Raw genomic sequence first — 24002 nt, 5'->3', positions numbered from 1 at the left:
TGAAAAGGGCGAGATGTAACTGTGACCTTCGTCGCGTGCGCCCGTTCCCGCAGGTGAGGGGGTCAGCGTCGGACGCGCTGTCGGCGCCAGGCCTCGTATTGGTCGAGAACCGTCTCCTCCACCGGCCGGTAGACGAGGCCGAGTTCGGTCACGCTGCGGCTGTTGTCCACCTCGAAGCGGATGCCGAGATGCTTGCGGATGTAGTCCTGGGTGAGCCCGAACGCGGGGCCCAGGATCCGCACCGGCCAGTGCGGGAGCGCGGTCCGCGGAAGGCGCAGGTCACGGGGGTACCGGGTGCGGATGACGCGGGACATCTCGTGGAACGACGTCATGGTCCGGGCGGCCAGGATGTAACGGCCCTTCGCGTCGGGCTTCTCGGCGGCCGCGATGTGCGCGTCGGCCACGTCACGGACGTCGACCGTGGTGAAGCTGAAGTCCGGGGCGCCGTAGAAGAAGTAGCCCTTGAACAGCTCCTCCAGGAGGAAGAGGCTGCCGGACTCGGAGGCGGGGGTGAGGGAGGGGCCCAGGATCAGGCCGGGGTTGACGGAGACCATCCGCCAGCGGCTCTGCGCGGCCTCCGCGTCCCACGCGGCGCGCTCGGCAACGGTCTTGGCGTAGTGGTACGGGTTGTTCTCCACCGTGCTGCTGGTGTTGAAGTACCGCTCCGACAGGATCCGCCCCTCCATGTCCCGCACGTCGGAGTAGTCGCCGAAGATCGCGCCGACCGTGGAGGTGAACACCAGCCGCTCCACGGACGGCGTCCGCTCGATGCCGGCCAGGACGTTGCGGGTGCCGGTCAGGGCCGGGTCGACCATGTCCTTGCGGCCGTCCTTGATCTTCTCCGGCATGAAGAAGGGTGAGGCGACGTGGAAGACCACCCGGCAGCCGGCCATGGCCTCGTCGAAGGAACCCTCTTGGAGGAGGTCCGCCTCGAACAGGCTGAGTGCGCCGGGGAATTCGTCCTGCATGTCCCGCAACGGCCGTACCTTCGCCGGGTTCGCGAGGCTGCGCACGGTGGCGTGCACCTCGTAGCCGCGCTCCAGCAGACGCCGTACCAGATGACTGCCGACGAAACCGCTGCCGCCGGTCACCAGGACCCTGCCCGACTCCGCACCCATGCCGCCGCTCCTCCGCCCGGGGATGACATTGAAGCACCGGCGGATCTTCCGCGGCAGGCGGTCGGCCACACAGCCAACGGGGAGCTCAGCGGTCGCCGTTCAGGACGCGGGCAGCGTTCGCCGTCTGGATGCGGACGGCGTCCTTCGCGTGAGCGAGTTCCGGCCCCTTCGTGGCCATCATCCGCCGCTGGTAGGCGGTGTCCACGGTGAACCAGACGCCGATCACGTTGGTCTGGCGCTTGCACGCCACGTCCGCCTCGGCCAGGGCGATCTCCTGTCGGGTCGGCGCGGGGCCGGTGAACCGGGGGTCCTTGCCGGGAGCGTCGGTGGGGGCCGCGTAGGAGTATCCCCGTTTCCGCATACAGGCCGACCATGCGCGGAAGACCGCTTTGACGCGAGGGTCGGCCCGCGACTTCTGGTAGCTGACGATGTTGATCTCGCCGGCCAGCGGGTCGTTGCCGAGCGGCCGGCCACCGGTCAGCCGGGCGGTCGCCTGGCCCTGACAACCCCCCTCCGGTACCGCCAGGCCGTGATAGCGGCTCGGGGCCGGTGTGCCGTCGCCGGTGCGTCCCGTCAGGACGGCCAGCGCGTCGGCGTCGGGCCGGGTGGCGGGGGGCTCCTTGGTGGTGCGCTGCCCGGCGTCAGGTGCGAAGTGGTACCCGTGGCGGGCCGCGAGCGCGGGATCCGTGATGCCGTACCGGCGATCCATGTTGGCCGCGTTCTTCATGCCCGAGGGCATGCCCCCGCTGTCGCCCGTGCCCGGGCCGGGGTCCGGCCACGCGAAGCCGAACCGGCGCATGCAGGGGGCCACCAGTTCCTCCCGGGCGCGCAGGACGGCGGACATCTGGCGGTCGGTGACCAGATAGGGCTCGATCGGCAGGACCAGGGACTTCACCCCGAGGATCACCGGGACTCCTGCCACAGGCGGAGTTCCCCTGGCGACATCGGTGCCCTGGTGTGTCGTGCCGTGCGCGGACGCGCGGGGTCGCGGGCTCGCGGTCCCGTCCGAACAACCGGTGACGGCGACGAGACAGGCCAGGACACTGAGCAGCGCGGCGGATCGAACAGCCGCGCCGCCGAGGGCCGTTGACGATGGGCGCATGGACGTATCCCCTCTTGGGGCGGACAGATGAGGGTGGTTGGTGCGACGACGGCCGACTGTGGCGGGCCGGGAGAGGTCTTCCCGGCCCGCCACAGGGTGCGTCGAGGTCAGCCCACGTACGTCCAGTTCAGCGAGGCGTTGTCGTTGCGCACCCCGACCTTCAACTGGCGTGCCTCGCCCGGAAAGAAGGTGTCCACCGCGCCCTGGTAGTTCTCGTTGTACCAAATGTTCGCAGCCCAGTGCTGGTCGTTGTTGAACGCCCGGTTGACGTTGTTCTTCACGCGCTGGCCGTAGCCGTCGACGCCGTTGTTGAAGGTGTCGGAGCCGAAGTCCGTGGTGGGGCCGTAATAGGCCCGCCAGGCGCTGTTGGCCGCGGCGCTGTAGTACAGGTAGATGTATCCGTCCCACGCCGCCCTGGCCGGAGCGGCCGCGGCCTTGGCCGTGGCGGGCGCGGAGGTCTTGCGGTGCTGGTCCGACTTGGCCGGGGCGGCCGTGGCCGTGCCGACGCCGGTCAGCAGGAGCGCGGCGGTGGCCGATCCCGCGACAACGGCCGAAAGAGTACGGGTCCTCATGGTTCACTCCCTGGAAGATCCTGTTCAGGAGCCGGCTGGGTAACCGACCCGGGTTCCGAGCTTTCGGCCCAGCTCATGGGCACGTCGAGACGTTTCCCGTCGACCACCGGCAACGGGAAACAGGGAAACACCTGCCTCTGATCGCCGCCGGGGCCCCAACTGGCCCGCCTGTAGCGTGGAGTTGGGGCGGCGGTGCGAGACGTGACCGACGGGGGGACACGGGCCGCCGCGGGGGAGGTGGCGTGGTCGAGAACCCGCACACGACCGGGGACAGGGCGGCGGACGGTGGGACCGAAAAAGGGGGTTCCGGTGGTGCGCCGCCGGACTTTCCTTCCGAGCTGAGACGGCTGCGGCAGCAAAGAGGGCTGTCGCTCACCGCGCTCGCTCAGCGGGTGCACTACAGCAAGGGATATCTCAGCAAGATCGAGAACGGTTCCAAGCCGGCCACGGAGGATGTGGGGCGCCGTTGCGACGAGGCGCTGCAAGCGGGTGGCGCTCTCCTGCGGCTGCTGACACCGGCCCGCACCGGGGAGAGGCCCGGCCGGTCCGGAGAGCCGGAGCGGGAGTGCCCCTACCGTGGCCTGGCCGCCTTCACCGCACAGGACGCCCGCTGGTTCTTCGGGCGGGAACGGACGACCGCCGCACTGGTCGACCGGCTCTTCGAACGCGTGGGCAGCGGACCGCTGTTGCTCGTGGCGCCGTCAGGGGCGGGCAAGTCCTCGCTGCTCAACGCCGGACTCGTGCCCGCCTTGCGGAACGGCGCGCTGCCGATGGCGGGGTCACGTGACTGGCCGGTCGTGGCCCTCACCCCGACGGCCCGCCCGCTCGACGAACTCCTGTCCCGCACCTCCGCGACACTGGGCCTGGACCTGCCCGTCACGGCCGACGAACTCCGCGAGGACCCGTCCCGGCTGTCCACGGCGATAGTTCGGGCGAGGCGCCGAGCCGATGGCGAGGACCTGGCCCCGGCCGAGCGTGAACCGCCGCCCAGCCGACTGGTGTTGCTGGTGGACCAGTTCGAGGAGGTCTTCACGCTCTGCGCCGACGAGGGCGAACGGCGTGCCTTCATTAGGGCGTTGTGCGCCCTGTCGACGTCGATTCAGGGGGAGAGCGCCGAGCCGGGAGTGGCTCCGTCCGCCGTGGTCATCGGAATGCGGGCCGACTTCACCGGTCGCTGCCTCGACCATCCCGAACTCGCCGCGGTGTTCGCCGCGGGGCTCTTCGTGCTGCGGCCGATGACCGTACGGGAACTGCGCGAGGCGATCACCCGCCCCGCCCGGCAGGCCGGCCTCGAACTCGCGCCCGGTCTCGTCCCCCTGCTGCTGCGGGACGTGGGACTGCGCTCGGACCCGACCGCCGAACCGCACCCACTGCACGCGCTGGACGCACCGCACCCACCACACCCGCACCCACTGCACGCGCTGGACGCACCGCACCCACCGCGGCCGGCGGACGGACCGCCCGACCACGACGAGTCCGCACCCGCCCCGCCGGGCGCCCTCCCCCTGCTCTCCCACGCGCTGATGGCCACCTGGCAGCGCGGCGACGGGCGGACCCTGACCATCACGGACTACGAGCTGAGCGGCGGCATCCAGGGCGCCGTCGCGAGGACCGCGGAGACCGGCTTCGCCCGCCTCTACCCCGCCGAACAGACCATGATCCGCCAGGCCCTGGTGCGACTGGTCCAGCTCGGTGACGGCAGCGAGGAGACCCGTCGCAGACTCGACCGCGCCGTGCTGCTGGACCAGCTCCCCGACCCCGCGGCGGCGGCCGCGGCCCTCGACGCCTTCGTGCGGGCCCGGCTGATCACCGTGGACCGGGACACCGTCGAGATCACGCACGAGGCGCTGCTGCACGTCTGGCCCAGACTGCGCGGCTGGATCCATGCGGACCGGGCCGGACTGCTCATCCGGCAGCAACTCGCCGACGCGGCGGCCGAATGGGAGCGCGAAGGACGCGACCCCTCCCTGCTCTACCGGGGGCCCCGGCTCGCCACCGTCGCGGAGTGGGCACGGGAGGTCGCGGACCGGGCCGAACTGGGCCCCAGGGAGGCGGAGTTCTACGAGGCGAGCCGAGCCGAGGAACTCCGGAGGCAGCACGCCGACCGGCGTCAGGCGCGTCGGCAGCGCCGCCTGCTGGCCGTGCTCGCGGCTCTGCTGGGCCTGGCCGTGACCGCAGGCGGACTCGCTTACCAGCAGCGGTCCGAGGCCCTGCGGCAGAGCCGGGTCACGCTGTCCCAGTCTCTGGCCGTGCGGTCCACCGCGATGGCGAGCGCCCAGCCGGAGGCCGCCCTGCTGCTCGCCGCCGAGGCCTACGCCACCGAACCGACCACGGAGGCCCGCGGCGCCCTGCTCAGCACCCAGGCGCAGTACTTCGCAGGCCGGTTGACCGGGCACGTGGGGCCCGTCAACTCCGTCGCCTTCGCTCCCGGCGGCGGTCTTCTCGCGAGCGGGAGCAGTGACGGGACGGTCAGGCTCTGGCGGACCGCCGAACGCCGGCGGACCGCGGTCCTGACCGCGCCCGGCAAAGTGCGCTCGGTGGCCTTCAGTCCCGACGGGCGCACGCTGGCTGCGGGGGTCGTGGGAGCTGAGGGCGGGACCGTTCGGGTGTGGGACGTTGCCACGCGCCGGGTCGTCGCCACTCTCACCACGGACACTCCGGTGCGGGCCGTCGCCTACGCCCCCGACGGGCGGACCCTGGCATCGGCGGAGTCCGGCGGCACGATCATCCTGTGGCGGGCCGGTGGTGCCCATGACCGGGTCGCCACCTTCAGGGGACACCGGGACGCCGTCAACGCCCTGGCGTACAGCCCCGACGGACGGACCCTCGCCTCGGGTGGCTCCGACCACACCGTGCGGCTGTGGGACACCGTCCGGCACCGGCCCCTGGCCGTCCTCGCCGGGCACACCGCCGAGGTCCTGGGTGTGGCGTTCGCCCCCGACGGCCGCACCCTCGCCTCGGGCGGCGCCGATCGTGTCGTACGGCTGTGGAACCGCGCACGGCTGCGGAGCACCGCCGCGCTGACCGGGCCCAGCGACGACGTGAACGCGGTCGCCTTCACCCCCGACTCGACCACGGTGATCGGCGCGGCCGGGGACGGCGCCGTGCGTCTGTGGGACGTCCGCGGGCACCGGATCACGACCGTCCTGTCTGGGCACACCGACTACGTCCTCGGGGTGGCGGCGGGTCCCGGCGGCACGCTGCTGGCCACGGCCGGGTTCGACGAGTCCGTGGTGCTGTGGGACCTGAGCCGCTCGGCACTGACGGCCCGGCCGTTCACGGAGGTCTGGCAAGCCGCGTTCAGCCCGGACGGGAGGACCCTGGCCGCCGCCGACGCGGATCACACGGTGCGGTTGTGGGACGTGGCCGGGCGTCGGCAGCTGGCGGTGCTGCGGGGGCATGCGGGCGCGGTGTTCTCGGTGGCCTTCGCCCCCGACGGACGCACGCTGGCCTCGGCCGGCTCCGGCGGCACGGTGCGGTTGTGGGACGTGGCCGGGCGTCGGCAGCTCGCGGTGCTGCGGGGGCATGCGGGCGCGGTGTTCTCGGTGGCCTTCGCCCCCGACGGACGCACTCTCGCGTCCGCCGGCCTCGACGGCACGGTCCGCCTGTGGGACGTGGCCCGGGGCAAGCCGCTGGCCACCCTTCTCGGACACACCGACTTCGTGAACGCGGTGGCCTTCAGCCCCGACGGCCATACCCTCGCGAGCGCGAGCGACGACCTGACCGTGCGGCTGTGGGACGTGGCCCGCCGGCAGCCGCTCGCCACACTCGGCGGACACACCGGCGCCGTACGCGCCGTGGCGTTCGCCCCGGACGGGCGGACGCTGGCCAGCAGCGGCAACGACGGCACCGTGCGGCTGTGGGACCCCGCAGGGCACCGGGCCATGGCCACGCTCACCGGGCACACCGGCTCGGTCCGCGGACTCGCCTTCGCCCCGCACGGGCGGACACTGGCCAGCAGCGGTCACGACGGCACCGTACGGCTGTGGGACACGCGGGTGCGAGAGCCGGTGGCCACGCTCACCGGTCATACCAACGCGGTGTGGGGTGTGGCCTTCGCCCCCGGCGGGCGGACCCTCGCCAGCAGCGGTGTCGACGGCACGGTACGGCTCTGGAACCCCGACGTCCGCGACCGGGCCGCCGAGGTGTGCAGACTGACCCGCGCCCAGGACGGCCCCCGCTGGCAGCAGCTCGTCACGGACCTGCCCGTGGAACGCTGCCGGGAGGAGAACTGAGCGGGAGAGGGCGCCCGCAGTCACCCGGGCGCCCTCTCCCTGCGTGGGCAACTCACCAGCGGGGAAGCCGGAGTTCGTAGTCGGGCCGGAAACGGCGCATGTATCCGGTGTCGTCCCGGCTGCGCACCCCGGAGTCGACGTAGAGGCGGTGCAGCCGCTCCAGCACCTCATGGTCGAGCTCCACGCCGAGGCCGGGGCCGGTCGGGACCTCGACCTCGCCGTCGCGGAACTCCAGGACGCCCGGGCGGATCACGTCGTCGGCGTGGTTCCACGGGTAGTGCGTGTCGCAGGAGTGGTCGAGGTTCGGGATCGCCGCCGCGACATGGGTCATGGCGGCGAGGCTGATGCCGAGGTGCGAGTTGGAGTGCATCGACAGGGCCAGGCCGAACGCCTCGCAGACGGCGGCCAGTTCGCGGGTGCGGCGCAGTCCGCCCCAGTAGTGGTGGTCCGTCAGCAGCACCTGGATCGCGTTCTGTTCGACCGCCGGCCGCAGATGCTCCCAGGCGATGACGCACATGTTGGTGCCCAGCGGCATCGGCGCGTCCTTCGCCACCGCCGCCATGCCCTCGATGCCCTTGGTCGGGTCCTCCAAGTACTCCAGGACACCGTCGAGTTCACGCGCCACGTACGTCGACGTCTCCACCGTCCACGCCACGTTCGGATCCAGGCGCAGCGGCTGTCCGGGGAAGGCCTCCGCGAGCGCCCGGATCGCGGCGATCTCCTCGTCCGGCGGGAACACACCGCCCTTCAGCTTGAACGACCTGAAGCCGTACCGCTCCTGCATGAGCCGGGCCTGCTCGACGATGCCCGCCGGGTCCAGGGCCTCGCCCCACTCGTCCGCCACGGCGGCGCGGCCGTCGAGCGCGGGGTGCTCGGCCCACTTGTAGAAGAGGTACGCGGCGAACGGCACCGAGTCCCGGACCCGGCCGCCCAGCAGATCGCTGACCGGGCGGCCGAGCAGCTTGCCCTGCGCGTCGAGACAGGCCACCTCCACGGCCGAGGTGGTCCAGCCCCGCTCGTGCGAGGAGGGCACGGTCGGCATCAAGTTGGCGTCGATCGCGGCCGAGACGACCGTCGCGTCGAAGACGTCCATGCCCACGACGACCTTCGCCGCTGCCTCGAGTCGTTCCAGGCGGGCCACCCCGCCGGGGGACTCGCCCAGACCCACCGTGCCGTCCTCCAGGACGAGTTGCAGGATGATCCGCAGGGCGAGGGGTTCGTGCACGCCGTTGGAGTTGAGCAGGGGCGGGTCCCGGAAGGCGATGGGAGTGACGATCAGCTCTTTGATACGGGTCGGGTCGCTCATGCGCCGACCACCTCCAGTCCACGGTCGATCAGCTTCGCCAGCCGCGCGATGTGCTCGGGGCCCGGATCGACGAGGGGTGCCCGTACGCCACCCACGTCCAGGCCACGCAGGGCCACTCCCGACTTGACCAACGCCACGGCGTAGCCCGGTACTTCGTCGCGGAGCCGGACGAGGGGGCCGTAGAACTCGTCGAGGAGCGTGTCCACGAGCGGTCGGTCGCCCGCGGCGAGCGCCCGGTGGAAGGCGAGGGCGATCTCGGGCGCGAAGGCGAACACGGCGGAGGAGTACAGGGACACGCCGATGCCCTGGTAGGCGGGCGCCGTCATCTCCGCCGTCGGCAGGCCGTTGAAGAACTCGAAGTCCTCCGTGCCCGGTACGGCCCGCACCGCGCGCACGACGCGGTGCATGTGCTCGATGTCGCCGAGGCCGTCCTTGATGCCGACCACCTTGGGCAGCGCGGCGATCCCGGCAGCGGTCTCCGGGGTGAGGCGGGCGGTGCCGCGCTGGTAGAAGACCACCGGCAGGTCGCTCGCGGCGGTGACCTCCTCGACGTAGCGCACCAGGCCCTGCTGCGGAGCCGTCACCAGGTACGGCGGGAGCAGCAGCAGGCCGTCGGCGCCCGCGCGGGCCACGCGGGCGGCCTGGTCGCGGGCGACCGGCGTGGGGCCGCCCGCGGCGGCGAGGACCGGCATGCGGCCGGCGGTCGTCTCCACCGCGACCCGGGTCGCCCGCTCCACCTCGTCCGAGGTCAGGGCGTGGAACTCACCGGTGCCGCAGGCGACGAACACACCGCCCGCACCGGCCGCGACGCCGTTCTCGATGTGCCGGGCGAGGCGTTCCTCGTCCAGCGAGCCGTCCGCGGCGAACGGCGTCACCGGGAAGAACAGCACTCCTTGGAACTTCATGTCTCCCTCGCAACTACGGTGGTCTCAGCCCTTGGTGGCACCGGCGGCGATGCCGGTGACCAGCGAGCGCTGGAGGAGCAGATAGACGATCAGGCTGGGGATCAGGGCGATGACCGCACCGGCCAGCACCACACCCGAGCCGACCACGGGGTCGGTGCGCAGGGTGGCCAGGGCGACGGTGACCGTGTAGTCGGTGGGGTCCTTGGCGGCGATCAGGGGCAGCAGGTACTGGTCCCAGATCATGATGAAGCCGAGCACACCGGCCACGCCGAGCGCGGGCCTGCACAGCGGCAGGACGATCTGCCACAGCATCCGCAGCTCGCCGACGCCGTCCAGACGGGCCGCCTCCTCGATCTCGTCGGGGATGTCCCGCATGAACTCGGTCAGCATCATCACCGAGAAGCCCCAGGCGCCCAGCGGCAGGATGACGCCCCACACCGTGCCCTTGAGGTCCAGGTGCAGGACCGGCACGTCGCCGAGGACCAGCGACAGCGGGATCGCGATGACCTCCTCGGGCAGCATCAGCGTCATCATGAACAGCATCATGATCAGCGCCTGCCCGCGGAACCGGTGCCGCGCCAGCGCGTACGCCGCCAGGGTGCACACCACGAGTTGGAGCAGCAGCCCGCCGCCCGCGATGACCAGCGAGTTGCCGAGGTAGTCCCACATGCCCTGGGCGGCCGCCACCCTGAAGTTCGACAGGGTGGTGTCGTGCGGCAGGAACGACAGCGAGGAGCCGCTCGGGTGGGTGGTGAAGGCGCCGGAGAAGATCGTCAGGAAGGGCGCCGCGAACACCGCGAGGGCGATCAGGCAGAGCAGGACGCGCAGGCCCCAGGCGAGCCCGGGCTTGTCGTTCCAGCCGAGCGCGGTGTCGAAGCGGGCCGGGGTGGTCCGCTGGTCCTTGGTGGTCCGCCCGGCCGGGGTGTCAGGTGCCGCCGGCCGGACGGAGTCGATGACGGGGGCGCTCATCGCGCTTCTCCCCTCGTGCGGAGGTGGTTGACGACGACGGTGAGCAGGAGCGTCACGCACAGCAGCACGACCGAGGCCGCCGAGGCGCCGCCGATGTCGTTGCGGGTGAAGCCCAGGGTGTAGGCCCGGGTCATCCACACCTCGGTCGACCCGGCGGGACCGCCTCCGGTGAGGACGTAGACCTCGGTGAAGACACGCAGACCGCGGATGGTGGCGAGGGTGAGCACGATCATCAGCGCGGGACGGATCGCGGGGAGCGTCACGTACCGCAGCCGCTGCCCCAGCGAGACGCCGTCCATCGCCGCCGCCTCGTACAGCGAGCGGTCCACGCCCGCGAGACCGGCCAGGAAGATCACCATGTTGTACGGGGCCCAGATCCAGATGCCCATCGCCATCGTCGAGTAGAGCGCGATGTTCGGGTTGTCGAGGAACTGCACGGTCCCGAGGCCGAAGAAGTGCAGACCGCTGTTGATCAGGCCGTCCGAGGTCGGGTAGTACATCAGCCGCCACAGCTCACCGACGACGGCGGTCGCGGTGACCGCGGGCAGGAACACCGCCGTCCGCAGGATCTTCAGCGAGCGGGCCTGGCCCTCCAGCAGCAGCGCGAGAGCGAAGCCGACCACGATCGCGCCGACCGACTGCCCGATCCCCAGGACCAGGGTGTGCCCGATGGCCTCCTGGAAGCGGTGGTCGGTCAGGACCCGGGTGTAGTTGTCGAGGCCGATCCACCGGTCGCCGAGGAAGGGCCGCACGTCGAAGAAGCTGAGCCAGATGCCCTTGGCCATCGGCCAGAACTTGAAGACGAGCGCGAGCAGCAGACCCGGGGCCAGGAACAGCCAGGGGACGACGGCCTTCTTGCGGAAGGCCCTGCGCGCGGTGAGGGCGGGTGCGGTCGCGGTCATTTCAGCAGGTCCTGGTCCTTGAGGTCACCGGCGAGGGTGTCGTTCAGTTCCTTGAGCTGGGAGCGGACGTCACCGCCGCAGTACGTGAAGATCGAGTTGAGGGCGTCGGCGGTGTCCTGCTTGATGGGCGCGAAGTCCGGCGCGTTCGGGAACTGCTCGGAGGCGGTCTCGTAGGCCTTCTGCACGACGCTCCAGCGGGGGTCGTGCCGGACCTCGGCCGCGTCCAGGGTCGAGTTGACCGGGATGCGGACGACCGGCTGGTGGCCGTCCACGCTGGTCATGGCGATCCGCTGGCCCTCCGGCGAGACGAGGAACGCGGCCAGTGCCAGCTCCTGGCGGTCCTTGCCGGTCCTCGCGCCGAGGTAGACGTTCTCGCCGTCGGCCAGTACATCGCCGCCGGCCGGGCCCGCGGGGGCGGGGACGACCTCGTACGTCTTCCTGCCGGGCGTGGTGTCGTAGGTGGTGATGTTGTACGGCCCGGTCAGGTACATCCCGGCGTTGCCGTCCTGGAAGTTGGTGGCGGTTCCCGTGACGGCGGTGATCGCGCCGGGCTGGACGATCCCCTTGGCGCCGCAGAAGAGGTTGTCCTTCATCCACGTCACGGTGTTGACCGCGGCGGCCGAGTCCATGGCAGGGGAGTACTTGCCCTTGCCGTCGGGCTTGATGATCTGCGCGCCGCCCTGCCACAGGAAGCTCGAACCCCACATGGCCGCGTAGCCGTTCTGGGCGCTGGCCGGGGCGACGATGCCGTAGGTGTCGGCCTTGCCGTCGCCGTCGGGGTCCTCGGTGGCGAAGGCCTTCGCGACGGAGAGCATCTCCTGCCAGGTCGTGGGCGCCTTGAGCCCCAGCTTCTTCAGCCAGTCCTTGCGGATCATGAGGGTCTGGGCCTGACGGGAGTACGGGATGCCGTAGTGCTTCCCGTCGACGCCCACCGTGGAGGACCAGGACTTCGCGGTGATCTGGTCGCCGCCCGCGAGCGAGTGCGGGTCGATCGGCTTGAGCAGCCCCTGGCTCTGGTAACTGCCCATGAGTGCCGTGTCGTTGATCATCACGTCCGGCAGGTCCTTGGTGGACGCCCGGCTCTGGAGCTGCTGGTCGAAGGTGATGACCGGCTGGTAGTCGATCCTGATGCCGGTCTTCTTGGTGAAGGCGGCGAAGACCCGGTCATAGGTGGCGGCGTCGTCCGGATTGCTCCGGGTCCACACTTCCAGCGTGTTCGGATCGCTGCTGCCCGCGGCGTCGGAGCCGGAGCCACAGGCAGCCGCTCCGAACATCAGTCCCGCGGCGGCGGCCGTCGCGGCCAGGCGGCGTCGTCGTCGGCGATCGCCCATGGACACTCTCCGCTCAGTTCATATCCGTGAACGTCCTTCACGGATCTAAATGATCGGCCAAGCTACGGATTGCGCTTTCTGCATGTCAAGACATGGCGGGGAGTCTTCACAGAGGCTGTGCAGGAGCCCCTCGGGCACCATGGGGGCTGTGCTGACGAGAGAGGTTCAGGTGTACGACGACGGTGACGGCCCGAGTGCGGCGGCGGCGCGACTCACCGGCCGGACGGCGACCGGGGAGCGGCCGGTGTCCGGCGCGCTGACCGAAGTCACCCTCGACGACGGCCGGACGCTGATGGTCAAGCGGGGTGAGGCGCCCGGTGAAGCGGCGGCCGAGGCGGCGGGTCTGCGCTGGCTGGGAAGGGCGGGGACCGGGGCCGTGCCGGTCCGGGTGCCCGTCGTGCACGGCCATGACGACCGGTGGCTGGTCACGGATCTGGTACCCCGGGGCCGGCCGGGCCGGGACGCGGCGGCCGACCTGGGACACGCGCTAGCCGCCCTGCACACGGCCGGTGCCCCCGCCTTCGGCTCGCCGCCGCCCGGCGGCCCGCGGGAGGCGTACATCGGGCGGGCGCCGATGCGGAACGTCGAGGGCGCCGACTGGCCCGAGTGGTACGCCGAGCACCGCGTGCTGCCGTACCTGCGGAGCGCCGTGGACGACGGCACCATCGCCTCGGGGGAGGCGCCGGTGATCGAACGGCTCTGCGAGCGGCTGCCCGACCTCGCGGGCCCCGCCGAGCCGCCCGCCCGACTCCACGGCGACCTCTGGAACGGCAACGTCCTCTGGGGCGCCGACGGTCACGCCTGGCTGATCGACCCCGCCGCGCACGGCGGTCACCGCGAGACCGACCTGGCGATGCTCCACCTGTTCGGCTGCCCGCACCTGGACGAGGTGCTGCGCGGCTACGAGCGGGCCGCCCCGCTCGCCGACGGCTGGCGGGACCGCATCGGACTGCACCAGCTCTTCCCGCTGTTGGTGCACGCCGTGCTGTTCGGGCGCGGATACGCGGAGCAGGCGCTCAGCGCGGCGAAGGCGGCCCTGGAACGGTGAGACACCGTCCGGGACCGCCTGGGCCCGTGACGTCGCGGTGAGGAGAGCGAAGGAGCTGGGGCCATTGCAAGGCCGGTTTTCGAGACCGGTGAGAAGGAAGCCCCCTCATGGCCTCACCGCGAACGTCACATCGAGGGCGAGGAAAGCGGAAGGACTGAAATCCGAGCCCCATGGGGTCTCATCGCAGTGAGAAGGAAGCCCTTCCATGGCCTCGCCAGGCGTAACGCTAACAGTCACTCGGGGATCAAGTCGCGCAGATTTTCCGGGGTGATGACCACCGAGTCCGGGTGCAGACCCTCCGGCCGCTCCAGACCGATGTAGGTCACCGGCTCGTCGGGCACCGCCGCGGCGTCCCAAGTCGCCACGTCCGTACCGCCGTTCGCCATCAGCCCGGTCAGATACCCGACCGTGAGCTGCTCGCGCTCGACGATGCCGCGCAGCAGGTTCGCCACCGACACCTGGTTGCCCTCGACGCGGTTGTGCGCCGGATGCCCTTTCAGGTACAGGTGCAGCCACTTGGCGTGCCAACTCCCGTCCTCCGCACGCCGGAACGCCAGCGGCAGCGCCACCCGGCCAGGACCGCGCAGCTCCGACTTCATGCGCACGGTCCGGGGCTCGAAGGGCCGCCCCTTCTGCTCGCCCTCACGCAGCATGAACCCGAAGAACGACTCCTCGGCCTCCTCGAACTGCTCCCCGGAGTAGATGTTGACCTGCGGGACGACATACGTGCCCTGCACTGCCCCGAGCCGCAGGTTGATGAACTCCGAGGCGCCGTCCGGGGCGTTGGTGATGTCACCGGAGTGCTCGCCCTCCACCGCGCGGAGATTGGTGTACGACAGCCACGACACCGTGTCGTACTCCGCGTCCAGCAGCAGCGCCGACAGGTCGTAGTCGGTCACGCGCTGCTTCTGCTTCCAGTACACGAAGAACCGCAGCAGCTCCCCGTCGACCCGCGAGACGGACCCCCTCGGCCGCATACCGAGCCCGGCCGCGGTCGCCCGCCCGCTGAGCGGAAGCGCCACCCCGAGGACATCGGGATCCACCAACAGCCGCTCAGGAGACGGGAGTCGACGCGCCGTCTCCGCGTCGAGCACCGCGATCAGTCGCTTGCGCTCGTCCTCCGGTACGGCCGGACGCGCGTCGTCGGTGACATGGGCGCGCCCGCCCCGGTTGACGAACACCCGCTTGCGGCCCGTCTCCTCGGCCCGGTTGTGCAGGTACTCGCGCACCGACAGCACGACCCGTCCGGAGACCTCCGGTGCGACCTCCTCGACGGCGGCCACCACGGCGTCCCGCTCCTCCTGGCCGGCGGCGGAACGCAGCAGCCGGTCCAGCCCGCGGAACAGCTTGCCCGGCGCGGACTTGAGCAGCTCCACGGCCCCGGTGACGTCGCCGGCCTCGAACAGCGCCTCCACCCGGCCGTCGAAGGAGTACGCCCTCTTCTCGCCCCGGGCGACGGCGAACACCTCGGCGGCATGCGGCCACCGCGGGTACTCGTGCGGGTGCAGACGCTCGCCGAGCCGCTTGAAGGCTTCGCGGTGCGCGAGGACGTCGGCGAGCTTGGCGGGAGCCCGGGCGACGACGTCGTCCAGCCCCGCGAGCAGGGCGCGGCGCACCGGCCGGGACATCGTGCGGAACCGGGTCGGCTGCTGAAGGCTCACGTCCCCGTCCGACACCGCGCAGGCCAGCCGCAGCACATCGGTCACGGTGTCCAGGAGCGGAGCCGAACCCGCCTTGAGCCGGGCCGCGTTGATGACGGCACGGTTCTCCCGCACCGGGATCGTCTCCGGCTGGGGGCCGTCCGCGCAGTGCCGGGCGAGCACCCCGAGGTCGGCCAGGTGCTCCTCGCCCAGTGGCGTGCTGCTGCCGGCCAGCCCCAGGTACAGGGCGGTGACCTCGGCCTCCAGGGGCTCGCCCAGGTGCAGGACGGTCAGCCGGTCGCCGGCTGCCGCGAGCAGCTCGTCGTGCGCGGCCAGCATCTCCTCGTAGGTGTGCTGGTAGGAGCCGTACGACGGCAGCGTGAGCAGGTTGAGCACACCGGTGCGGAGCTGGGCGATGATGCCGGGCCGGGCCTTGCGGTCCTCCAGCGCCTCGGTCAGGCAGCGCGTCCAGAACTCGAAGGTGTCCGGGACGTTCGCCGGGAAGTCGACGAAGTAGACGTTGTGCCGCACATGGTCGCCGACCAGCTCGCGGACGGTGGCCAGGGTGCGCACGGCGGTGTCGACGACCGTGCCCTCGGACAGCCCCGACAGCGTCCTCAACGCGTCGGCCGACAGCTTGAAGCCGACGGACATCAGCGCGGCGTCGAACTGCCGCGCGGCGACCTCACCCGCCCCGGCGGGGCCCGCGGGGGCGGGGATGCGAAGGGTGTGCCGGATGACCAGGCGTTCCAGACGGTGGATCATGCCGGAATGGTCGCAGAGGTGTTCGACCGGGCGCATCGGAGTTTTCCGGCGGCCCGCGGAGGGTGCTCCCTGACGAGGGGCAGACGCTAGTCCTGCTGCTGGGCCTTCTTCTCCTTCAGGCGGGCGGCCTCCTTGCGGACCTCCGCCTGCGTGGCGCGCTCCTTCTCCAGCCACTCGGGGCCGTCCTCGCGCAGCGCCTCGATCTGCTCGGTGGTGAGCGCCTCGGTGATCCCGCCGCGGGCGAGTCCGGCGATGGAGACACCCAGCCGGGCCGCGACGACGGGACGGGGGTGCGGGCCGTTGCGTCGCAGGTCCTGGAGCCACTGGGGCGGGTTCGTCTGGAGCTCGTTCAGCTCGGCGCGCGAGACGACACCCTCCTGGAACTCGGCAGGGGTGGCGGGGAGGTACACACCCAGCTTCTTCGCCGCGGTCGCGGGCTTCATCGTCTGGGTGTTCTGGTGCGACGTCATGGCATCAAGACTATCGGCCGCGCACGAGACGTCCGACCACAGTGGGTAACCTTGCCGCGTGACAGACTCGCCAGCATCCCCGTCCTTCCGGCTCGCGTACGTCCCCGGGGTGACGCCCGCCAAGTGGGTGCGGATCTGGCAGGAGCGTCTGCCGGACATCCCCCTGGAGCTCCTCCAGGTGACGGCTTCCGAGGCCTCCGACGTGTTGCGCGACGGCCGCGCGGACGCCGGGCTCGTGCGACTCCCGGTCGACCGTACGGTGTTCAGCGCGATCCCCCTCTACACCGAGACCACGGTCGTCGTCGTCCCCAAGGACCACGTGGTGACCGCGGCCGAGGAGATCACCCTGGACGACCTCACCGACGAGGTCGTCGTCCATCCCCTCGACGACGTCATCGGCTGGGAGCAACCGCCCGGCGAACCCGCCTTCGAACGTCCGGCCACCACGGCCGACGCGATCGAGCTCGTGGCGGCGAACATCGGCGTCCTCGTCGTCCCGCAGTCCCTGGCCCGCCTCCACCACCGCCGCGACCTCACCTACCGCCCCGTCACCGACGCCCCGGAGTCCGCCGTCGCCCTCGCCTGGCCCGAGGACGCCACGACGGACCTGGTCGAGGACTTCATCGGCATCGTCCGGGGCCGGACGGTGAACAGCTCACGGGGCCGGACACAGCCGAAACCGGAGAAGGAACCGAAGAAGGGACCGGCCGGAAAGGGCGGCGGCAAGCCGGGAGGAGGCGCCGGGAAGGGCGCGGCGCGGGGAGCCTCCGGCGGGGCCAGGGGCGCCAGGGGAGGCTCCGGGAGGTCCGGCGGAACGGGCGGCGGAACCGGCGGCGGGTCCGGCAGGGCCGGCGGCGCCAAGGGCGGCGCGGCTGGTCGACGGGGCAAGCCCAAGCGCAGGGGATAGGCGTCACAGCCGTTACGGCTGCGGTGGCGGCCCCGGCTGCCACGCTGCGACCGCCCACGGCTGCGATGGCGGCCACGGTGCCACGCTGCGACCGCCCACGGCCGCGATGGCGGCCACGGCTGCCACGTCTGCGACCGCCCACGGCTTCGACGGCGGCCACGACTGCCACGGCGGCCCCGGCTCCGACGGCCGCCACCGCCTCCCGCCTTCCCGCCCGCCCCCTCAAGCCGCCCCCTCAGTCGCCCTCGCCCCCGAACACCCCGTCCGCCCCGAAAACCGCCCCCGCGAACCGTTCCCCCATGAGCCGGTGCGTCGCCGCGTCCGGATGGAGGTCGTCCGGGAGCGGGAGGTCCGCCGCGTCGGGCTCTCCGTACAGCTCACGCCCGTCCAGATAGTGCAGGTGCGGATCCTCGGCGGCCCGCTGCTTGACGATCCGGGCCAGTTCCTCGCGGATGACCTGGAGGGTCAGCTTCCCGGTGGCGCGCTCCGCCGGATCGCCCATCGTCCTGAACCTGAACCGCCCCTCCCCGATCTCGCTGAAGTCCGGGAAGCAGGGCCCCGGCGTCTCCTCGTGGATCGGGCACAGGATCGGTGAGACGACCAGCAAGGGCGCGTCCGGGTGGCCCTCGCGGACCGTGTCGAGGAAACCGTGGACCGCCGGACCGAAGGCCCGCAGCCGCATCAGGTCATGGTTGACGATGTTGATGCCGATCTTGAGGCTGATCACGTCGGCGGGGGTGTCCCGCACCGCCCGCGCGGTGAACGGGTCGAGCAGCGCGCTTCCCGCGAGGCCCAGGTTGATCAGCTCCACCCCGCCCAGCGTCGCGGCGACCGCGGGCCAGGTCCGTGAGGGGCTCGCCGCGTCGGAGCCGTGGCTGATGGAGCTGCCGTGGTGGAGCCACACCCGGCGGTCGGCGGGAGGGGCCGGTTCGACGGGCGCGTCGGTGCGCAGGGCGATCAGCTCGGTGGTCTCGTTGTGCGGCAGCCATATCTCGACGTCCTTGACCTCACCGGACAACCCGTCGAACCGCACGGTCCCGGGCGGGCCCGGCCGCAGCTCGGAAGTCCCCGCGGTCATGTCGACGGTGATGACGTTGCCGTCGAGCACGCTGCCCTGACCGGCCGGTCGTCCGTCGACCACCAGGTCGTACAGGCCGTGCGGCCGCGGTGGGGCCCCCACGTAGGTCCGCTTGGTCGGCAGGCTCTCCAGCTTCACCACGGTCGCCCGGGTGCGGAAGACCAGCCGTACCCCCGCGGGCTGGGACTCGGCCATGGCCAGCTGTTCGTCGGTGTTCTGGGCGCGGGCCCGTGCGGGCAGCCGGTGCGGCAGCACACCGAGCTCGGTCCGCTCCACGTCGAGGGCGCCGCGCAGCAGGTCGGCGGTGACGGGTGTGGTGATCCAGTCGGGCATGTCCTCAGCCTGTCGGTCAGCGGGTGGGCCAGTTGCGCAACAGCGTGTCGAGGGCGTCCAGGATGCGTCTCCAGGACTCCTCGGAGTCGGGTGAGCTGTGGCTGAACCCGCCTGCCCCCTCCAGGCTCGCGTATCCGTGGAAGGTGCTGCCCAGCAGCCGTACGGCATGGGTCCGGTCGGATTCCGGCAGGTCGTAACCGCGCAGGATCGCCCGCATCATCTGCGAGTGCCGTACGCCCGCACTGGCCGCCGCCGTCTCGGGGTCGAGCCTGAGCCGAGTGGCCGCGGCCCGGCCGGGGTGGGTGAGGGCGTAGTCGCGGTAGACGTCGGCGTATGCGGTCAGGGCGTCCTTGCCGGCCCGCCCCGCCACCGCGTCGGCGGAGAGGTCGGCGAGCTCCTCCAGGGCGAACAGGGCGATCCGGGTCTTCAGGTCCTGGGAGTTCTTGACGTGCGAGTACAGGCTCGCGACCTTCACGTCGAAGCGCCGGGCCAGCTCCGAGACGGTCACGTGCTCGAAGCCCACCTCGTCGGCCAGCTCCGCGCCCGCCCGGACCAGTCGATCCGTCGTCAGCCCCACTCGTGCCATGGCCGTCCTCCCAGTCGCCAGAACCGATTATGCGTTTGCCTAAAGCTTTTAGGCAAACTAGCTTGAGGTTATGGAATCGCTGACCGAACAAGAGATCCGTGCCGCCTTCGTCAACTGCACGAAGGGCGAGGCCAAGCGGCTGGCCGTGCCGCGCGATCTGGCCGAGCGGCCGTGGGAGGACCTCGACTACCTCGGCTGGCGCGATCCGCAGGCCCCCGACCGCGCCTACCTCGTGACCGTGCTGGACGGCCGCCCGAGAGCCGTCCAACTGCGGGCCGGTGCGCGCGGCTTCTCGCAGACGCGCAAGAGCATGTGCTCGATGTGCCTGACCACCCACAGCGGGGGCGTCTCGCTGATGGTCGCCCCGAAGGCGGGCAAGGCCGGGCAGCAGGGCAACTCGGTCGGCGCCTACATATGCGACGACCTGGCATGTTCGCTGTACGTGCGGGGGAAGCGGGACGCGGGGGCGGGCGCGCGCCTGCACGAGACGCTCACCCTGGAGGAGAAGGTCCAGCGGACGGTCACGAACCTCACCGCGTTCGTCGCCAAGGTGCTGGGGTCGTAGGGCTTTTCAGGTTCAGGACACCTCTGTCACCCACGCGAACGCCGCCCGCGCCGTGAACTCCTCCTGGCCTCCCCGCAGCAGGAGACCGGCGTGGGCGAAGTCCGGTGCGTCGGCCTGGGCGGGGACGTACGGGATCGCGACGCAGCGCATTCCGGCCGCGTGCGCGGCGGCCGCACCCGGGGCCGCGTCCTCCAGGACCACACAGTCGGCAGGGGCCGCACCCAGCCGGCGGGCCGCCTCCAGGAAGACGTCCGGCGCGGGCTTGCCGTGGGCGACCTCGTCGGCCGAGACGACCGTCCGCAGATACGCGTCCAGGCCCGTCCCGGCCAGAATCGCCTCGATGGCCTCCCGCGACGACCCCGAGGCGACGGCCATCGGCACGCCCTCGGCCGCCAGCAGCTCCACGAACCTCCGCATCTCGGGGTACACGCGCGTGGCGGCCCGGGCCAGCTCCAGATACCGCCGGTTCTTGTCCGCGAGCAGCTCCGCCACGGACGCCCGCAGTCCGTACCGCGACTTCCACCGCGCGACCGTCTCGCGCGTACTGATCCCCACGTACCGCTCGTGGTCGGCCCGGCTGAACTCCGGGACACCGTGCTCCGCGAGGAGCTGCCGGCCCGCCTCGTAGTAGTTCGGCTCGCTGTCCACGAGCGTTCCGTCGAGATCGAAGATGACCGAGATGCCGCTGAGCCTGCTCATGTCTCCAGGATGGCAAAGATCAATTCCGGGCCGCGCGCCCCACCGACTCCACGAGCGGCAGCAGCCGGTGCGCGACCCGCTCCCGCAGCGCCACCTCCGTACGCGTCCGCACCACACCCGGCAGGCTGATCACCGTCTGGATCACGTCCTCCAGATGCGCGTTGTCCCGGGCCACGACCCGCGTCAGCAGATCCCCGCCGCCCGCGATCGAGAACGCCTCCACGATCTCCGGCACCGCCGCCAGCGCGTCCCCCACGTCGTCCAGCCGCCCCTGCGTCACCTCGATGTGCACGAACGCCAGCACCGGATGCCCCAGCGCGGCGGCCGACAGCGAGGGCCCCGTCCCGGTGATCACCCCGTCCCGCTCCAGGCGGTCCAGCCGGGCCTGCAGGGTCCCGCGGGCCACGCCCAGAATCCGGGCGTACTCCCGCACGCTCGTCCGCGGCTGCTCCAGCAGCAGTCGCAGGATCCGGGTGTCGAGTTCGTCCACGGCCATGCCGTACGACCTCCCGCGCTCACTTGTCCGATGGCCCGCCTGGTCCGATGGCTCGCCGATGGACGACCCGGGACCGCTCTTCCTGTACCAATGGCCCAGCATATTCGGCCCCGCTTGAGCCGACAGCGGTGAGGATGCTGCAATGTGCCCGTCGATGGCGCTGCGGATCCCCGCGGCGCCTTTTCCATGCCGGTGTCCGGAGAGTTCCTCCGCGCCGGTCTCCGGAGAGTTCCAGGGGGCGGTACGTGCTGAAGAGGGTGTTCATGGCTCCGGACCCGGGACGGGTCCGGCTGCGCTTCGCCGCGCGAGCGGTGCTCGGCATCGGCTGCGCGGTCGTCGTGTGCGGTCTCGCGGGGCATTCCCTCACCGGTGCCGTCGCCGGCGGCCTGGCCGCGCTGCTCGCCCTGTTCACCGTCACGGACGCCACCGTGCGGGGCCAGGCGGTCACCACCGCGCTGCTGCCCGTCGTCGGCCTGCCGGTCCTCACCGCGGCGGCCGCACTGCACGACCACCCCGTCGCCCGCGACCTCACCTTCCTCGCCGTCGTCGGCGCCGGCGTCCACGCCCGCCGCTGGGGCCCGCGCGGGCACAGCCTCGGGGTCTTCGCGTTCATGACATTCTTCGTGGCGCAGTTCCTGCACGCCGGCACCGGGCAACTGCCCGAGCTGTACGCCGCCGTCCTGCTGTCCGTCCTCACCGCGGCCGCGGTCCGCTTCGGACTGTGGTGCTACGAGCGCCGACTGCCCCCGGCGCCGGTGCCCGCCCCGCCCGCCGGCACCGGCCTGGCCCGCGCGACCACCCGCCAGGCCGTCCAGGCCACGGCCGGCGCGGGCTTCGCCCTCGTGGTCGGCCAGTTGATCTCGGGGCAGCGCTGGTACTGGGCCGTCGGCGCCACCTGGTGGATCTTCGTGAACACCACCTCGCGCGGCGAGACCCTGGTGCGCGGCTTCCGCCGGGTCCTCGGCACGCTGATCGGCATCGGACTCGGTCTGCTCGTCGCCGTACCGCTGCACGGGGCCCCGGCCCCGACGGCCGTACTCGTCGCCGTCTGCGTCTTCGGCATCTTCTACACGGCCGCCGTCTCGTACACCTGGATGATGCTCTGGGTCACCCTGCTCGCCGAGCTCCTCTACGGCCTCCTCGGCGTCCTGGAGCCCGGTCTGCTGGCCCTGCGCCTCGCGGAGACCGGCGTCGGCGCGGTCGGCGCCGTCCTCGCGGTGCTCTTCGTGCTGCCGATCACCACCCACGCCGTCACCGACGCCTGGATCCAGCGCGCCCTGCGCTGTGTGCACGCCTGCACGGCCGAGGCGGCGGCCCGGCTGGCCGGCGTGCCGGACGCCGACCCGGCCGGCCGGGTGGCCGAACTGGAGCAGCTGCTCGGCAGGGTCCGTCTCTCGGTGGCCCCGCTGGTGCACCCCCTCACCCCCATGTCCGCCCGCAAGCGACGCGCCCGGCGGGTGCTCGCCCTCCTCGACGACTGCGCCCGGGAGATCCGCGGCCTGGTCGCCGTCGCCGCCGACCCGGAGGCCTCGCACGACGCCCGGCTGGCCGCCGCGTGCTGGCGGGTGGAGGCCGCGGTGGAGGCGCTCACCGGCGGCAAAGACCTCCCGGTCACGGACCGCCCGCTCGCGGAGGAGCCCGCGCTGGCCCATCTCCACGGTCTGGAAAGGGCGCTCGCGGAACTGGCCACGCCCCTGCGGGCGCCGTCGGGCTCACGGCTGGTCGGAGCCTGACCCCGGCTCCCCGGGCGCCCGCTCGTCCGCTGCACCCGCGAAGGTGGCCGCTGCTGGTCTCGACTTAAGGATCTCGACTTGTGAAGATGACCGCTGCTGGTCTAGACCGGTCGTGATCGACTGCTACCGTCGCCCCGGACGGCACAGGACCGAGAGGGGACCACGGTGGCAGAAGGCGGCGGGCGGCGGCGGGCCTACATCGGGTCGTTCACGGCGGCCGGGGGCCCCGGCATCGTGACGGCGACCGTGTCCCCGGACACCGGGGCGCTGAAGACCCTGGGAGCGCTGAAGGGCGTCCCCGATCCGTCGTACCTTGCCCTGTCGGCCGACCGCGAGGTGCTGTACGCGGTCAGCGAGACGGCCGAGGGCGCGGTGGCCGCGTACCGGGTGACCGGCGAGCGGCCCGAGCCGGCCGGCCCGCCGGTGCCGGTGGACGGGAACGGCCCCACCCATCTCGCCGTGCACGCCGGGCACGTCCTCACCGCCAACTACGGCTCCGGCAGCGTCACCGTCGTACCCCTGCGCGTGGACGGCGCCCTGAAGGCCGCCCCCTCCGCCGTGCTCCGGCACACCGGGGCGGGTCCCCACACCCCCCGCCAGCAGGGCCCGCACGCCCACCAGGTACAGCCCGACCCCAGCGGCCGGTGGATCGTCACCGTCGACCTCGGCACCGACTCGGTGCGGGTGTGCACGCTGACGGACGGCACCCTCGCCGTCCACCGCGAGATCGCCCTGCGCCCCGGCTCCGGCCCCCGCCACCTGGCCTTCCACCCCGGCGGCCGGCACGCGTACGTCCTCAACGAGCTGACACCGACCCTGACCGTCTGTCGCTGGGACGCCGAAGAAGGGCTGTTGAGGCCCCTGAGCGAGACGCGGGTGCTGGCCGGACCCCCGGCGGGCAACGCCTACCCCTCGGGCGTGGTCGCGTCCCCCGACGGCCGGTTCGTGTGGACCGCCACCCGCGGCGAGGACGTCCTGTCGACGTTCGCCGTCGAGGGCGACGAACTGCGGCTGGTCGGCACGGTCTTCTGCGGCGGCGACTGGCCCCGGGCGCTCGCCGAGTCCGGCGGATACCTGTACGTGGCCAACGAGCGCTCCGGCGAGGTGACCTGGTTCGCCGTGGACCCGGACACCGGCCTTCCCCGCTACGAGGGCTCGATCGAGGTACCGGCCGCGTCCTGCGTGGTCTTCGGCTGACACCGCGCCCGCTCGCCCCACGGCGGCCCGCTCGCCCCACGGCGG

The 24002-nt window shown here is 72.0% G+C and carries 20 protein-coding genes; 6 read left to right on the top strand and 14 right to left on the bottom strand.

The window, feature by feature from the left end; all coding sequences use genetic code 11:
• Positions 1 to 62: 62 nt before the first annotated feature.
• The 3 genes from AQJ54_RS23900 to AQJ54_RS23890 all read right to left on the bottom strand — a co-directional run bounded on the left by AQJ54_RS23900 (position 63) and on the right by AQJ54_RS23890 (position 2792).
• Positions 63 to 1118, bottom strand: a complete 1056-nt coding sequence (locus AQJ54_RS23900; protein WP_062240826.1) for an NAD-dependent epimerase/dehydratase family protein — start codon at positions 1116 to 1118, stop codon at positions 63 to 65.
• Between the two features lie 85 nt (positions 1119 to 1203).
• Positions 1204 to 2025, bottom strand: coding sequence for a hypothetical protein (locus AQJ54_RS23895; protein ID WP_248845425.1), 822 nt, complete (start codon positions 2023 to 2025; stop codon positions 1204 to 1206).
• A gap of 302 nt (positions 2026 to 2327) precedes the next feature.
• Positions 2328 to 2792: a hypothetical protein gene (locus AQJ54_RS23890; protein WP_062240822.1), complete on the bottom strand. Its 465-nt coding sequence runs from the start codon at positions 2790 to 2792 to the stop codon at positions 2328 to 2330.
• Between the two features lie 242 nt (positions 2793 to 3034).
• Here AQJ54_RS23890 and AQJ54_RS23885 point away from each other — a divergent pair, with 242 nt between their 5' ends.
• A complete protein-coding gene (locus tag AQJ54_RS23885; protein WP_062240820.1) occupies positions 3035 to 7027 on the top strand; it encodes an nSTAND1 domain-containing NTPase in 3993 nt (1330 codons plus the stop codon).
• Positions 7028 to 7079: 52 nt separating this feature from the next.
• Here the strand turns inward: AQJ54_RS23885 and AQJ54_RS23880 are convergent, their stop codons facing one another.
• From AQJ54_RS23880 to AQJ54_RS23860, 5 genes are read right to left on the bottom strand one after another with little or no spacing between them, the layout of a single operon-like run.
• Positions 7080 to 8333, bottom strand: a complete 1254-nt coding sequence (locus AQJ54_RS23880) for a glucarate dehydratase family protein (protein ID WP_062240818.1) — start codon at positions 8331 to 8333, stop codon at positions 7080 to 7082.
• On the bottom strand, positions 8330 to 9238 hold the full coding sequence (locus AQJ54_RS23875; RefSeq protein ID WP_062240815.1) for a 5-dehydro-4-deoxyglucarate dehydratase: 909 nt from the start codon (positions 9236 to 9238) through the stop codon (positions 8330 to 8332). The genes AQJ54_RS23880 and AQJ54_RS23875 overlap by 4 nt, the downstream gene beginning before the upstream one ends.
• A gap of 24 nt (positions 9239 to 9262) precedes the next feature.
• Positions 9263 to 10207: a carbohydrate ABC transporter permease gene (locus AQJ54_RS23870; RefSeq protein ID WP_062240813.1), complete on the bottom strand. Its 945-nt coding sequence runs from the start codon at positions 10205 to 10207 to the stop codon at positions 9263 to 9265.
• The gene (locus tag AQJ54_RS23865) at positions 10204 to 11109 is read right to left on the bottom strand and encodes a carbohydrate ABC transporter permease (RefSeq protein WP_062240811.1); all 906 of its coding nucleotides are present in this window, start codon (positions 11107 to 11109) and stop codon (positions 10204 to 10206) included. Before AQJ54_RS23865 ends, AQJ54_RS23870 begins: the two co-directional genes overlap by 4 nt.
• Positions 11106 to 12440 (bottom strand): sugar ABC transporter substrate-binding protein, encoded by a 1335-nt coding sequence (locus AQJ54_RS23860; protein WP_062240809.1) that lies wholly within the window; start codon positions 12438 to 12440, stop codon positions 11106 to 11108. Before AQJ54_RS23860 ends, AQJ54_RS23865 begins: the two co-directional genes overlap by 4 nt.
• Before the next feature lie 169 nt (positions 12441 to 12609).
• Between AQJ54_RS23860 and AQJ54_RS23855 the strand changes: the two genes are divergently transcribed.
• Entirely contained in the window at positions 12610 to 13488 is an 879-nt protein-coding gene (locus AQJ54_RS23855) for a fructosamine kinase family protein (RefSeq protein ID WP_248845441.1), read from the top strand.
• Positions 13489 to 13721: 233 nt separating this feature from the next.
• Here AQJ54_RS23855 and AQJ54_RS23850 read toward each other — a convergent pair whose 3' ends face one another.
• Together AQJ54_RS23850 and AQJ54_RS23845 are read right to left on the bottom strand one after the other, a co-directional pair.
• The gene (locus AQJ54_RS23850) at positions 13722 to 15893 is read right to left on the bottom strand and encodes a TerD family protein (RefSeq protein ID WP_062241312.1); all 2172 of its coding nucleotides are present in this window, start codon (positions 15891 to 15893) and stop codon (positions 13722 to 13724) included.
• Positions 15894 to 15979: 86 nt separating this feature from the next.
• Complete coding sequence (locus AQJ54_RS23845) at positions 15980 to 16363, bottom strand: DUF5997 family protein (protein WP_062026426.1); 384 nt, start codon at positions 16361 to 16363, stop codon at positions 15980 to 15982.
• 58 nt (positions 16364 to 16421) lie between these two features.
• Between AQJ54_RS23845 and AQJ54_RS23840 the strand changes: the two genes are divergently transcribed.
• Positions 16422 to 17270: a LysR substrate-binding domain-containing protein gene (locus AQJ54_RS23840; RefSeq protein ID WP_062240806.1), complete on the top strand. Its 849-nt coding sequence runs from the start codon at positions 16422 to 16424 to the stop codon at positions 17268 to 17270.
• A 235-nt stretch (positions 17271 to 17505) separates the two neighbouring features.
• On the opposite strand, the gene AQJ54_RS23835 is transcribed toward AQJ54_RS23840, so the two are convergent.
• Positions 17506 to 18681, bottom strand: coding sequence for a GDSL-type esterase/lipase family protein (locus AQJ54_RS23835; RefSeq protein WP_062240804.1), 1176 nt, complete (start codon positions 18679 to 18681; stop codon positions 17506 to 17508).
• Between the two features lie 16 nt (positions 18682 to 18697).
• Positions 18698 to 19267: a TetR/AcrR family transcriptional regulator gene (locus tag AQJ54_RS23830; RefSeq protein WP_062240802.1), complete on the bottom strand. Its 570-nt coding sequence runs from the start codon at positions 19265 to 19267 to the stop codon at positions 18698 to 18700.
• 70 nt (positions 19268 to 19337) lie between these two features.
• Between AQJ54_RS23830 and AQJ54_RS23825 the strand changes: the two genes are divergently transcribed.
• Positions 19338 to 19832, top strand: coding sequence for an FBP domain-containing protein (locus AQJ54_RS23825; protein ID WP_062240800.1), 495 nt, complete (start codon positions 19338 to 19340; stop codon positions 19830 to 19832).
• Between the two features lie 12 nt (positions 19833 to 19844).
• Here AQJ54_RS23825 and AQJ54_RS23820 read toward each other — a convergent pair whose 3' ends face one another.
• A complete protein-coding gene (locus tag AQJ54_RS23820) occupies positions 19845 to 20531 on the bottom strand; it encodes an HAD family hydrolase (protein WP_062240798.1) in 687 nt (228 codons plus the stop codon).
• Positions 20532 to 20550: 19 nt separating this feature from the next.
• Positions 20551 to 21027 carry an Lrp/AsnC family transcriptional regulator gene (locus tag AQJ54_RS23815; protein ID WP_062026432.1) on the bottom strand — a complete coding sequence of 159 codons (477 nt, stop codon included), beginning with the start codon at positions 21025 to 21027 and terminating at the stop codon, positions 20551 to 20553.
• A 245-nt stretch (positions 21028 to 21272) separates the two neighbouring features.
• On the opposite strand from AQJ54_RS23815, the gene AQJ54_RS23810 reads away from it, so the two are divergent.
• Both AQJ54_RS23810 and AQJ54_RS23805 read left to right on the top strand, forming a co-directional pair.
• On the top strand, positions 21273 to 22760 hold the full coding sequence (locus AQJ54_RS23810) for an FUSC family protein (protein ID WP_062240797.1): 1488 nt from the start codon (positions 21273 to 21275) through the stop codon (positions 22758 to 22760).
• A 165-nt stretch (positions 22761 to 22925) separates the two neighbouring features.
• On the top strand, positions 22926 to 23957 hold the full coding sequence (locus AQJ54_RS23805) for a lactonase family protein (RefSeq protein WP_062240794.1): 1032 nt from the start codon (positions 22926 to 22928) through the stop codon (positions 23955 to 23957).
• Positions 23958 to 24002: the final 45 nt, after the last annotated feature.

Origin of the sequence: Streptomyces griseorubiginosus, assembly GCF_001514195.1 — a bacterium.
In the GTDB taxonomy this organism is placed as follows: domain Bacteria; phylum Actinomycetota; class Actinomycetes; order Streptomycetales; family Streptomycetaceae; genus Streptomyces; species Streptomyces griseorubiginosus.
Note: the sequence above shows the minus strand (reverse complement) of the source record. Positions and strands in the feature narration are given on the sequence as shown.

Bases quoted from the DNA above. Each gene is read 5' to 3' on its own strand.
- AQJ54_RS23890 (WP_062240822.1), bottom strand. From the start codon at position 2,792: ATGAGGACCCGTACTCTTTCGGCCGTTGTCGCGGGATCGGCCACCGCC.
- AQJ54_RS23870 (WP_062240813.1), bottom strand. From the start codon at position 10,207: ATGAGCGCCCCCGTCATCGACTCCGTCCGGCCGGCGGCACCTGACACC.
- AQJ54_RS23825 (WP_062240800.1), top strand. From the start codon at position 19,338: ATGGAATCGCTGACCGAACAAGAGATCCGTGCCGCCTTCGTCAACTGC.
- AQJ54_RS23815 (WP_062026432.1), bottom strand. From the start codon at position 21,027: ATGGCCGTGGACGAACTCGACACCCGGATCCTGCGACTGCTGCTGGAG.
- AQJ54_RS23900 (WP_062240826.1), bottom strand. From the start codon at position 1,118: ATGGGTGCGGAGTCGGGCAGGGTCCTGGTGACCGGCGGCAGCGGTTTC.
- AQJ54_RS23845 (WP_062026426.1), bottom strand. From the start codon at position 16,363: ATGACGTCGCACCAGAACACCCAGACGATGAAGCCCGCGACCGCGGCG.
- AQJ54_RS23850 (WP_062241312.1), bottom strand. From the start codon at position 15,893: ATGATCCACCGTCTGGAACGCCTGGTCATCCGGCACACCCTTCGCATC.
- AQJ54_RS23865 (WP_062240811.1), bottom strand. From the start codon at position 11,109: ATGACCGCGACCGCACCCGCCCTCACCGCGCGCAGGGCCTTCCGCAAG.
- AQJ54_RS23835 (WP_062240804.1), bottom strand. From the start codon at position 18,681: ATGCCCGACTGGATCACCACACCCGTCACCGCCGACCTGCTGCGCGGC.
- AQJ54_RS23820 (WP_062240798.1), bottom strand. From the start codon at position 20,531: ATGAGCAGGCTCAGCGGCATCTCGGTCATCTTCGATCTCGACGGAACG.
- AQJ54_RS23830 (WP_062240802.1), bottom strand. From the start codon at position 19,267: ATGGCACGAGTGGGGCTGACGACGGATCGACTGGTCCGGGCGGGCGCG.
- AQJ54_RS23875 (WP_062240815.1), bottom strand. From the start codon at position 9,238: ATGAAGTTCCAAGGAGTGCTGTTCTTCCCGGTGACGCCGTTCGCCGCG.
- AQJ54_RS23880 (WP_062240818.1), bottom strand. From the start codon at position 8,333: ATGAGCGACCCGACCCGTATCAAAGAGCTGATCGTCACTCCCATCGCC.
- AQJ54_RS23860 (WP_062240809.1), bottom strand. From the start codon at position 12,440: ATGGGCGATCGCCGACGACGACGCCGCCTGGCCGCGACGGCCGCCGCC.